The 10,016-nt window shown below is 44.2% G+C and carries 12 protein-coding genes and 1 pseudogene; 6 read left to right on the top strand and 7 right to left on the bottom strand.

The genetic code is table 11. The features are described from left to right. From ACTVAI_RS09830 to ACTVAI_RS09810, 5 genes and pseudogenes are all read left to right on the top strand, one after another. The coding region (locus ACTVAI_RS09830) for an RNA-guided endonuclease TnpB family protein (protein WP_443486544.1) at positions 1 to 439 on the top strand (439 nt) is incomplete at its 5' end. Between the two features lie 54 nt (positions 440 to 493). After that, positions 494 to 868: a GNAT family N-acetyltransferase gene (locus ACTVAI_RS09825; RefSeq protein WP_443486543.1), complete on the top strand. Its 375-nt coding sequence runs from the start codon at positions 494 to 496 to the stop codon at positions 866 to 868. Next, positions 865 to 1,299, top strand: a pseudogene (locus ACTVAI_RS09820) (ASCH domain-containing protein); the annotation flags it as partial. The gene ACTVAI_RS09825 and the pseudogene ACTVAI_RS09820, both read left to right, overlap by 4 nt. A 30-nt stretch (positions 1,300 to 1,329) precedes the next feature. Beyond that, on the top strand, positions 1,330 to 1,956 hold the full coding sequence (locus ACTVAI_RS09815; RefSeq protein ID WP_443486546.1) for an HD domain-containing protein: 627 nt from the start codon (positions 1,330 to 1,332) through the stop codon (positions 1,954 to 1,956). Positions 1,957 to 2,202: 246 nt separating this feature from the next. Next, entirely contained in the window at positions 2,203 to 2,499 is a 297-nt protein-coding gene (locus ACTVAI_RS09810) for an RNA-guided endonuclease TnpB family protein (protein ID WP_443486542.1), read from the top strand. Between the two features lie 193 nt (positions 2,500 to 2,692). Here ACTVAI_RS09810 and ACTVAI_RS09805 read toward each other — a convergent pair whose 3' ends face one another. The 6 genes from ACTVAI_RS09805 to ACTVAI_RS09780 all read right to left on the bottom strand — a co-directional run bounded on the left by ACTVAI_RS09805 (position 2,693) and on the right by ACTVAI_RS09780 (position 8,042). Continuing rightward, a complete protein-coding gene (locus ACTVAI_RS09805) occupies positions 2,693 to 3,757 on the bottom strand; it encodes a PTS fructose transporter subunit IIC (RefSeq protein WP_443472774.1) in 1,065 nt (354 codons plus the stop codon). A gap of 23 nt (positions 3,758 to 3,780) precedes the next feature. Then, positions 3,781 to 4,092 carry a PTS fructose transporter subunit IIB gene (locus tag ACTVAI_RS09800; protein WP_443472773.1) on the bottom strand — a complete coding sequence of 104 codons (312 nt, stop codon included), beginning with the start codon at positions 4,090 to 4,092 and terminating at the stop codon, positions 3,781 to 3,783. A gap of 19 nt (positions 4,093 to 4,111) precedes the next feature. Next, positions 4,112 to 4,591, bottom strand: a complete 480-nt coding sequence (locus tag ACTVAI_RS09795; RefSeq protein ID WP_443472772.1) for a PTS sugar transporter subunit IIA — start codon at positions 4,589 to 4,591, stop codon at positions 4,112 to 4,114. 296 nt (positions 4,592 to 4,887) lie between these two features. Further along, on the bottom strand, positions 4,888 to 6,684 hold the full coding sequence (gene uidA / locus ACTVAI_RS09790; RefSeq protein WP_443486541.1) for a beta-glucuronidase: 1,797 nt from the start codon (positions 6,682 to 6,684) through the stop codon (positions 4,888 to 4,890). A 99-nt stretch (positions 6,685 to 6,783) separates the two neighbouring features. Then, on the bottom strand, positions 6,784 to 7,167 hold the full coding sequence (locus tag ACTVAI_RS09785; protein WP_443472770.1) for a cytochrome b5 domain-containing protein: 384 nt from the start codon (positions 7,165 to 7,167) through the stop codon (positions 6,784 to 6,786). A gap of 116 nt (positions 7,168 to 7,283) precedes the next feature. Further along, positions 7,284 to 8,042, bottom strand: a complete 759-nt coding sequence (locus ACTVAI_RS09780; RefSeq protein ID WP_443486540.1) for an SDR family NAD(P)-dependent oxidoreductase — start codon at positions 8,040 to 8,042, stop codon at positions 7,284 to 7,286. Positions 8,043 to 8,190: 148 nt separating this feature from the next. Between ACTVAI_RS09780 and ACTVAI_RS09775 the strand changes: the two genes are divergently transcribed. Next, the gene (locus ACTVAI_RS09775; RefSeq protein ID WP_443486539.1) at positions 8,191 to 8,952 is read left to right on the top strand and encodes a sugar phosphate isomerase/epimerase family protein; all 762 of its coding nucleotides are present in this window, start codon (positions 8,191 to 8,193) and stop codon (positions 8,950 to 8,952) included. Between the two features lie 58 nt (positions 8,953 to 9,010). Here the strand turns inward: ACTVAI_RS09775 and ACTVAI_RS09770 are convergent, their stop codons facing one another. Then, on the bottom strand, positions 9,011 to 9,970 hold the full coding sequence (locus ACTVAI_RS09770; RefSeq protein ID WP_373780138.1) for an IS30 family transposase: 960 nt from the start codon (positions 9,968 to 9,970) through the stop codon (positions 9,011 to 9,013). Between the last annotated feature and the right edge of the window lie 46 nt (positions 9,971 to 10,016).

Genomic DNA, 10,016 nt, shown 5'->3' with positions numbered 1-10,016 from the left:
GCGTGTCAAGGTCGCCCGGATCCATGAACGAATCAGTCATGCCAGAGCCGATTACCTGCAAAAGATTTCGACCGAAATCGTCAAAAACCACGACGTCATCGGGATCGAAGACCTGCAGGTGTCCGGCATGCTGAAGAATAAAAGGCTTTCCAAAGGAATAGCAGAAGCATCCTGGGCGCAGTTCCGGACGATGCTGGAATACAAAGCGAAATGGTACGGCAAGCAAGTCGTCGCCGTCGCCCGGAACTTCCCTTCCAGCCAGCTCTGTTCGTGCTGCGGCTACCAAAACAAAGACGTGAAGAATCTCCGGGTACGCGAGTGGGATTGTCCGCAATGCGATACCCACCATGATCGGGATCTGAACGCAAGCATCAATCTCAAAAACGAAGCCATGAGGCTTCTAACCGCAGGAAGCTGCGGGGATAGCCTATTAAGATAACCGGGGGATACCCCGGTGTTCGTAGGAATCCCCCACCTCTAAGCGATAGCGTAGGTGGGGGTAGTTCAAGAGAGTGTGGGCTGGACGGGTTATACCGATTACCCGGAAATCATGAAAAAATTACTTTCCGGTGCCCTCACCCATATGAGTGCTTGGGACGGGGATGAATTAGTAGGTTTAGTCCGGGCGGTAGGGGATGGTTGCTACATTCTCTATATCCAGGATATTTTGGTTCACCCCGATTATCAACGACAAGGGATTGGCCAAATCTTGGTGAAGCGTGTGCTGGAAACGGCGAAAGACATGCGCCAAATCATCCTGACAACTGATAACACCGAAAAAACGACGCTGTTTTATCGTTCCGTGGGTTTCGTTCCCATGGAAGAGACAGAGGCAGTGACATTTATCTTTAGAGGAGACATAAAATGAGAGCAGAAGCGCTTTGGCAACAATTTATAACGGAAAAACCCGAATATAAGGACGCACATTATGAAGCTTGGAGTTATGGGGTCGTACCCGATAAGTTGGCGCAACTAACTTTGGATGGTGTGAAAAAAGCGACCGCATCAGGGTATGATTTGTATGCAGTGGATAATGACCCTTTTCCCAAAGAAGGGGATTTCAGTATCATCCTGAATGGAAGGGATGAAGCGGTTTGTGTCATTCAAACGACTAAGGTAGAAGTAGTGCCATTTAACGAGGTTACCGCGGAATTTGCTTACCGGGAAGGTGAAGGAGACCGTTCGCTGGCGTATTGGCGCGCAGTTCATGAGGAATTCTTTTTACAGGAATTCGCGAAGGCCGGATTGACTTTCACGGAAGAATCATTGGTGTTATGCGAAGATTTTGAGGTTGTTTATAAGGCTGGTATTGATTTGTGTTTGATACATGTGTTTGTTGAGAAAAAATTGGGCGATGACACGACTGGGCATGATCTGAACCACATTAAACGCGTCGAGAAGTTGGCGGTGACAATTGCGGAAGAGGAACAAATGTCGGAAGCAGAAATCACTGTAATCCGTGCCGCCGTTTTATTGCACGATGTCATCGACGAAAAGTTGACTGATGATGTAGCGGTTGCGAAGCAAGAAGTGTTGGAAGTGCTCCAACAAAGTGGTGCAACCGAAGAAGAGATTGCGATTATTCGGGATACGATTGAGAATATGTCTTATTCGAAGAACTTAAAAGAAAAATACGCATTGACAAAAGTTGGTAAAATCGTGCAGGATGCGGATCGTTTGGATGCGATTGGAGCGATTGGAATTGCACGGACCTTTTACTATGGCGGTTCAAAAGGACACGCCATGTATGATGACTCCCAACCATTTGATCCCGAAAAGATGGACGAAACAGCTTACCGAACATCAACGAATGTAGTCAATCATTTCTACGAAAAATTATTGCGCTTGGAAAGCTTGATGAATACCGAAGCGGGAAAAAAACTGGCGAGAAAGAGAACGCTGTTCATGGAGGCATTTCTGAAACAACTGGAACTGGAAATCAAAGGTGAGAAATGAGTAAAGAAAAATTTTGGGTAATAGCAATTAGTTACACAATAATAGTTTTTATTTTAAATAATGTGTTGGAGACCCGTTTGGGAGCAATCCTCATGCAAGTAAGCTATTATGCTTTGATTTTCCTGGTGCTTGGCATCTTGCTTAATTATTTCCGCACATACATGAGACAAATCAAGTTTAATCACAAACATAAGTTGAAGTAGTAATCCAACGACAGAAATTTTAGTTTAGTCTATATAAATATCAATGCTTTCCAAAGGAATAGCAGAAGCATCCTGGGCGCAGTTCCGGACGATGCTGGAATACAAAGCGAAATGGTACGGCAAGCAAGTCGTCGCCGTCGCCCGGAACTTCCCTTCCAGCCAACTCTGTTCGTGCTGCGGCTACCAAAACAAAGACGTGAAGAATCTCCGGGTGCGCGAGTGGGATTGTCCGCAATGCGATGCCCACCATGATCGGGATCTGAACGCAAGCATCAATCTCAAAAACGAAGCCATGAGGCTTCTAACCGCAGGAAGCTGCGGGGATAGCCTATTAAGATAACCGGGGGATACCCCGGTGTTCGTAGGAATCCCCCACCTCTAAGCGATAGCATAGGTGGGGGTAGTTCAATTAACTTTATCAGACTTGCTGAGGGAATGGCCTTACATTTAGGAAAAATTAATTAATAAATAAAAAAGCATCGCCTTTACCAAATCAGTGGTAAAGGCGATGCTTCTCTATCCTAGAGGGTTTGTCAGGTAATTTCGATATCAAAATCATCATATGTTTCTTCAGGAACCGCATGGACATCGACCGGTTTTTTCAACAGTATTTGTAAAGTGACAGAGATGGTTACGCCGACTAGAATGGCTAGAAGAAAGACAGGGATATTGGTCGCCATCGGAATTCCGAAGATGCCGGAAACGCCAGAAGTGGAAACACCGAAGCCCATCATGATTGCTCCCCCGATAGCCGCTCCGATCATATTTGCTGGAATGATGCGGAAAGGATCCTGGATGGCGTAGGGAATAGTCGTTTCCGTAATACCGACAATGCCTGAAAGAATGGAGGCCGGCGCCATTTTTTGTTCAGCCAACGTGTATTTCGAGCGGGCAATGAGGGCGGCAATCCCCACCGATAGAGCGGGTACCATGATACCAGGAAAAACTGCCGCGTTCACGATAAAGCCGATTCCGCTTGGTTCATTCCATACCGCAAAAACAAAGGTGATGGCAATCTTGCCAATAGGTCCGCCCATGTCAAAGGCACACATGGCACTGAGAATCGCACCTAAAAGAAAGGCGTACTCGGGTTGTTGTGAAAGTCGAATGAGTCCATCAATGATCCATTCGTTCAAGACCCCCACACTTAAAGCGACAGGATAAGCCATCAAGAAATAAAGGGCCAAGCCTGCAATAACGGGAATGAATAAGGTCTTCTTAATTGGTTCGATAAAATCGGGCAGCTTGACCTTCTTGATGGAAAGAACGAGGTAGCCTGCCACCAAACCGGCAATCATACCACCCAGAAAACCACTGCTGGCAGTGCCTTCGACTGGAGGCATGGAGGCGATATAACCACCTATGAACCCAGGCGCAATTCCGGGTTTATCAGCAATGGCATATGCGACATAGGCAGAAAAGATAGCTGGAACGAGATTCATTAAGGTCCAAGCGAATCCATTTAGAGCGAGAATAGTTGGGTTATCAGCTTGAATATATTGCGAATACATACCAGTCAGGGCAATCGTCATCCCCGAAACAACGATGAAGGGGAGCATATAGGAAACACCAGTCATTAAAGCACGTCTGATTTTCATAATGGATCACTTCCTTTATTAGTTTACTGCATAAGCTTGAGTTCGATTTTTTTCAATAAGGCCTCCGGGCTTTTGATGACAGTCGTAATGGGAACTTCAACTTTCTTCACATCCTTGAAACGGTCGCGTTTGGAAATCTCAACATCAATGGCAAGAATCAAGATGTCGGCACTAGCGATGTCTGTAGCAGTCAGTTCATCTTCAATGCCACCTGCTCCTTGGGTTTCGATTTTGATTTCATGACCCAACTTCTTAGCCGCATCTTCTAACTTTTTTTTGGCCATAAACGTATGGGCTACTCCAGCTGCACAGGCTGTTACAGCAATGATTTTCATAGAAATATCCTCCTTATAATCAATGAATGGACCGTTGCATCATTTCTTCAATCAATTGTTTCATCTCTTCGGCATCATCCGTTTCATGTATTTTCTTTTGGTACTCTTCGTCGGCCAAATGATAGGCCAGTTTAGAAAGAAGCTTGAGATGGACATTGGTGGTATCGGAAGCGGGAATCATGAGAAAAAAACACTCGGTGACAGGATTATCATCCAAAGCTTCCCATTCCACCGGTTGTTCCAAACGCATAAAAATGACAGCGGGCATATCCAGACCCGCAACTTTTCCGTGGGGAATTGCCAACCCATCACCAAATCCAGTCGTACTCAAGCGCTCGCGTTCCTCAAGGGCCAATACAATGGTTGGGGCAGGAATATGCAGTAAGTCAGCCAATACGGCGGCCGCTTCTTGAAAAAATGCAGATTTAATGGTGGATTGATTCTCATAGCTGAGGATAACATCACTCTTTACCGGTATAAATTCTATTTCATTCGACATGACAAACCTCCTTTGGATTTATATGTTCTCATCATACTAAATATAAACCGCTTTCACAAATAGGAACTTTGTGAATAAAGGTAAGAATAAAAGTCGGAAGAAGGAAACGAAAACTGACTTCTTACTTCCGACTTTTCTATAAAGTCGGAAGTAGAATTTCAAATTGATACTTATACTTCCGATTTTTTAGAAAACTCGGAATTAAAAATGAAAAAAGCAGTTTTTATTTCCGACCAACCTAAAAAAAGCCCTGCTTTCACCTAAGGAAATAGGGAGAAGCAAGGCTCATATGACTATTATTTTTGATAATCAAAATCTGGAATTGCCGTCCAGCGTTTTCTTAGTTCATGGGCAATCATTTTTGGTTGACGTGAACGGGTGAAGATCCCTTTTTTATTTCCTTGAACACGCGCCGTTCCAACTTTCGTTTCAAAATCGGCAAAGTTCCAGACTTGCTCACCGGTTACTTCCTTAAACTCATCGAAGACGCGGTGGTACATTTCATAATAACGCACCTGGTATTCTTCCGTGAACGGAATATCGTCAATCGCGTGGAAACCAGCGACGGTATCAGCACCGTACTCGGTAAATAGAATCGGCTTGCCCGGATATTTTTCAATCCAACCCTTAATTTCAGCGCGTAAACTTGCCTCGGCTACTTTCAAGTCACCGGTGTTTATATACCAACCGTAATAACGATTCAAAGAAATTACGTCAACCAGTCCCATTGCTTTTTCAACATCCGGTAAAGCGAACATGATATTCACGAGTGTGGTTGGGCGTTTTTGCGGATCCAAGTCCTTGGCTAACTTAACAAGTGGTTCGAAGTATTCGTAAGCGCCATCTTGGTGCGAAGCAGGCTCATTGGCAATGACCCACATCACAACCGCGGCATGATTCTTATCCCGTTCAATCAGTTCGCGAATCGCTTGTTCATGCGCTTCGTGCGTCTGCATTTCTTCCCAGGTATTTTTTTCTTTTCCGCCTAGTGCCAAAAGAGCTGAGAATCCTGAGAAAAGTCCCACTGCCGCCACTTCGTCGATGACAACAACACCCATGCGGTCTGCCAAGCGCATCATTTCTTCGGAATAAGGGTAGTGGGAAGTACGGAACGAGTTCGCACCAATCCACTTGAATAAGTTCAAATCCATTACATTCGCTGTTTCATTCAAACCGCGGCCGTTATAGAAAGTGTCTTCGTGTTTTCCAAATCCTTTGAAATAAAACGGTTTGTTGTTAATGAAGAACTGGCTATCTTTTACTTCGACTGTCCGCACGCCAAATGGTTCACGGTATTCGTCGATAACTTCACCGTTCTGCATAATTTCCACATGGGCTGTGTAAAGATATGCAGCCATCGGTTCCCACAGATTGACATTTTCGATGCTGATATCGGCATGCGCACCTGTAGCACTTGCGACTTTTTGACCATCCTCATCAAGAAGGGAAATAGAAATGGTATCATAGTCACCTTCGACAGAAACGGAAGTAGCAACACGGGCATTTTTTCCATTAACGCTTGGATTTAAAACGATATCCTGGATGTATGTTTTTGGTGTTGAGTAGATTTTCACGGGACGGTGCACGCCGGCATAGTTGAAGAAATCAAAATTCTCGTCTACGTGGTGAACAGGGTAGCCGTTTTCGTCGGTCGTTTGCGTATGGTTACCAACGGGCAGCGTCGTGTAGTCCAGTAGGTTGCTTACTTCCACCAAGACACGGTTGATTCCGGGTTTGATAGCGTTATTGATTTCTGCTTCGAATGGAGTGAAACCACCTTTGTGTTTCACGACTTCTTCTCCATTTACGTAGACCGTTGCCTGGTGGGTTGCGGAGCCAAAACGCAGGACTAAACGCTCATTCAGCAGTGTTCTAGGTATTGTAAATTCGCGTTCATACCAAATGGTGCCCGCGTGGTTACGCACTTTTGAAAGGACGCCTTGATCATTGAAAGAACCCGGAACCGCCATTAAGTCTTCAGTTTCCAATGGTTGACGAACATCTATTTTTTTCGAATAATCATCTAAATAAAATTTCCAAACGCCACCTAAGTCAATTAGGCTGCGTGTTTCAGTTAAAATGGGGTATAACATCTTGTGTCCTCCTAGAGTATTATTCCAATAGTTTACCTTGAAACGCAGTCAATGCCAAGCAAAGAACGGTCGCAGTTTCGCGACCGTCCTTTTGTATACTTATTCAGTTTCCAAAGTTCCGACGATTGGTAAATCTTCTAAAACATCTTTGCCATGAGGGGATTCCAGGATTTTATCGGAAAGTTCCTTCCCGGCAACGATCCCTTCTTGATGTTCACCATTGGCCCATGCTTCAACACCGGTCACATCGTAAACGACGCCATCCACCGCCACATAAGCGGGATTTCCGTCTTTTCCATCAAATTCACTTAGTTCATCCAATGTAAAAATGCGAGTGCCTTCTTCTACTGATGCGGAGCCCATTGTTTCACTTACTTCTGGTTCGGAGGTTTCAAGATCGGGATCAGTCGTAGTCGTTGTACCACAGGCTGCTAACACGAAGGTCATCATAGCCGCCAGTAACAAAACCTTGAATTCTTTCATGATTATCCCTCCTAATTATCTAAAGTGTAGAGGATACAGGAAACGAATACAAGAGATATGGATTAGTCACTTCTGAAGGGGTTCATCGCGTGCTACTTCCAATTGTAAATCACACTTTAATTTACCAACCACCCGCCATCAACTGGAACAATCGCTCCATGCATGAATGAGGCATCATCACTTGCCAAGAATACAGCGACGGTCGCTATTTCCTCAGGTTGTCCATATCTACCAGCGGGAACAGAATTGACACTATCCATTACAGCAGCAGATCCTTCTTCAAAGATTTGTTTGGTCATTCCCGATTCAACGGCGCCCGGTGCAATACAGTTCACTCGAATTCCTGCTTTGCCATAATCAAACGAAAGTTGTTTGGTATAGCCAACAATCCCGTGCTTTGCCGCAGTGTAGGCTGCACCACCACCACCTGCAACAAAAGCTGCAATTGACGCCACATTGATAACAACCCCACTACCTTTTTCAACCATTTGGGGCAGAACCGCGTTTGTCACACGATATGTTCCTTTTAAGTTCACATTCATTATTTTGTCCCAAAGTTCCTCTGAAGTATCTAATGACGGCGCATAGCCATCAAGAACACCTGCAGTATTACTCAAAACGTCTATTTGACCATACGCAGCGATGCCTTTTTGGACAGCTGTCTGGATACTTTCTTTGTTCGCCACATCAATTTCCACAGCAAGTCCTTCTCCGCCGGCAGCTCTTATTTTCTCAACCGTTTGTTGGACATTTTCAAACTGAATATCTCCTGCAATGACTTTAGCACCTTCTTTGGCGAAAAGAATTGCTTGTGCCTTACCCATTCCTGATCCTGCACCTGTAATAAATGCTACTTTACCATCTAATTTACCCATAAGACCACTCCTTTTTTTTGAATTCGCTTTCAATTGTAATTTTAACAGATTTTAAGGAAGTTTGAAATATAAATCACAATTGCAAGTAAAAGCTATCTAAGTAAAAATGCTATAATGGAAATGATAATAGCAAGTAAGGAGAATGGTCATGACAAAAATAGGCTTTCAGATTTCAAGCATTAAGAAATATCTTCAGACCCCGGAGGATGTCCTGACATCGTTCAAAAAAGTAAGCGCTATCGGATATAAGGTCATCCAGATTCAATGGATCAACCCAGAAATTTCCGTGGCGTTCATCCATGATGCCTTAAAAGAGACAGGGTTGAAATGCATTGGAACGCAGGACCACTACGATGTAGTAGTGGCACATCTGGATGAGGTTATAGCGATGAATGACCTGTGGGGAGGAACATACATAACCGTCAGCGGTATTCCCGAACGCTATCATTCCTATGAGGGGTGTCTGCAGTTTGCAGATGAGCTGGACAAACTTTCACAATACTTGGAAACAAAAGGTAAGATTTTAAATTTCCATCCACGACTTTCAGATATTTTTCACTATGAGAAGCAAAATTCTCTTGAAATTATCTTTGAAAATACAAGATATGAATGCCAGTTTCTACTAGACATCTATCAAATCATCCATGGGGGGTTAGATCCCGTCGAATGGATTCATAAAGTTGAGGGACGCAATGACTTGATCCACTTTAAGGATGGCATGGAGACGGAGGATGGCAAACAGGTGCTCATGCCAGTTGGCCATGGATCCATTTCCTGGGAAAAAATCCTCGATGCAACCATTGAGACAGGCGTAAAATATGCTTTCGCAGAACAGGAAACATTTGAGAAAGAGCCGTTCCAATGTCTACAAGAAAGCTATGACTATCTTGTAGCTCACAACATAAAATAAAAATATATAAAAAGCATCTGAAAAATTAATTTCAGATGCTTTTTATATATTTGATTTGTCAATTTAAGCTAGACAAAGTAGATTCATCTAGGTAACTCAAAAATACTTCCAGTGGCGTCTGGTATGCCAAGGATTTTCGTGGGATGTTATTTCGCTTGTTCGCAACCGATGAAATAAAGGCTTGATCCACTTGGTTGAAGTCCATTTCTTTTGGCAACCCATCTTTTCGCAGTAAACCGTTTGAATTTTCATTCAGGGCCCGCTGCGAAGGCGTTCCGGGATCAGCGAAATAAATAGCGATGTCATGTTGGTTGCTTAGGGTTTTCCAATTGGAAAATTCTTTCCCACAATCAAAGGTTATGGACTTAAATAAATGTCTGGGAATCGCTTCAAACCACTTGTTCATCGTATGCTCGATGTCACTTGCCTTCCGCCCATCGGGCTTCAAGGTGATAATGACTTTGGAGAGGCGTTCGACCAAGGTTATGACGGCACTTTTGTGATGAACACCGACAATGGTATCGCCTTCGACATGACCGAATTCTTCCTTGAATGCCGGGTAATCATTCTCCCTTTCAGCGATATTCCGCTTGAAGGCCTGTTTTCCCCGACGTTCCTGATGGCCGTTTGGTTTCCGTTTTCCCTTCATGGGTAAAGTTGTTTCATCGAATACCTTTTCCTTGAAGCGACGATAGAGGGTCCTCATGGAGCATCCGATTGACATCTCCTGGCGACCGATGATGACATCGGGCGTCCATCCCTGTGCGACTTTTTCAGTGATGTAGACCTGTTGTTCCGTTGGCAGGACAATCTTGCGTCTTCCGCAACGCTGCTTGTTTTTCTTGTATTGTCGGTAGTACTCCAGGGCCGTATGGCCTTCTTTCAAGAAATTGATGACATTGTAGACTGTCATTCTGGAACGTTTTAACCGGGCTGATATTGTCGTCACAGCGATGTTTTGATGGTAATAAGCCTCTATCATCACCAGTTCATCCGTGGTAAGATGGGTGTAGGTCATTCGTGATCACTCCTATGTATTCTTTGGTCGGAATTACAATTTGAGT

Source organism: Jeotgalibaca sp. A127 (assembly GCF_052266745.1).
GTDB lineage: Bacteria > Bacillota > Bacilli > Lactobacillales > Aerococcaceae > Jeotgalibaca.
This window is presented reverse-complemented; position numbering and strand designations above follow the sequence as displayed.

What these genes read in the sequence shown, in the direction of transcription:
- ACTVAI_RS09810 (WP_443486542.1), top strand. Translation starts at nt 2,203, where the DNA reads ATGCTTTCCAAAGGAATAGCAGAAGCATCCTGGGCGCAGTTCCGGACG.
- ACTVAI_RS09805 (WP_443472774.1), bottom strand. Translation starts at nt 3,757, where the DNA reads ATGAAAATCAGACGTGCTTTAATGACTGGTGTTTCCTATATGCTCCCC.
- ACTVAI_RS09800 (WP_443472773.1), bottom strand. Translation starts at nt 4,092, where the DNA reads ATGAAAATCATTGCTGTAACAGCCTGTGCAGCTGGAGTAGCCCATACG.
- ACTVAI_RS09795 (WP_443472772.1), bottom strand. Translation starts at nt 4,591, where the DNA reads ATGTCGAATGAAATAGAATTTATACCGGTAAAGAGTGATGTTATCCTC.
- uidA (WP_443486541.1), bottom strand. Translation starts at nt 6,684, where the DNA reads ATGTTATACCCCATTTTAACTGAAACACGCAGCCTAATTGACTTAGGT.
- ACTVAI_RS09785 (WP_443472770.1), bottom strand. Translation starts at nt 7,167, where the DNA reads ATGAAAGAATTCAAGGTTTTGTTACTGGCGGCTATGATGACCTTCGTG.
- ACTVAI_RS09780 (WP_443486540.1), bottom strand. Translation starts at nt 8,042, where the DNA reads ATGGGTAAATTAGATGGTAAAGTAGCATTTATTACAGGTGCAGGATCA.
- ACTVAI_RS09775 (WP_443486539.1), top strand. Translation starts at nt 8,191, where the DNA reads ATGACAAAAATAGGCTTTCAGATTTCAAGCATTAAGAAATATCTTCAG.
- ACTVAI_RS09770 (WP_373780138.1), bottom strand. Translation starts at nt 9,970, where the DNA reads ATGACCTACACCCATCTTACCACGGATGAACTGGTGATGATAGAGGCT.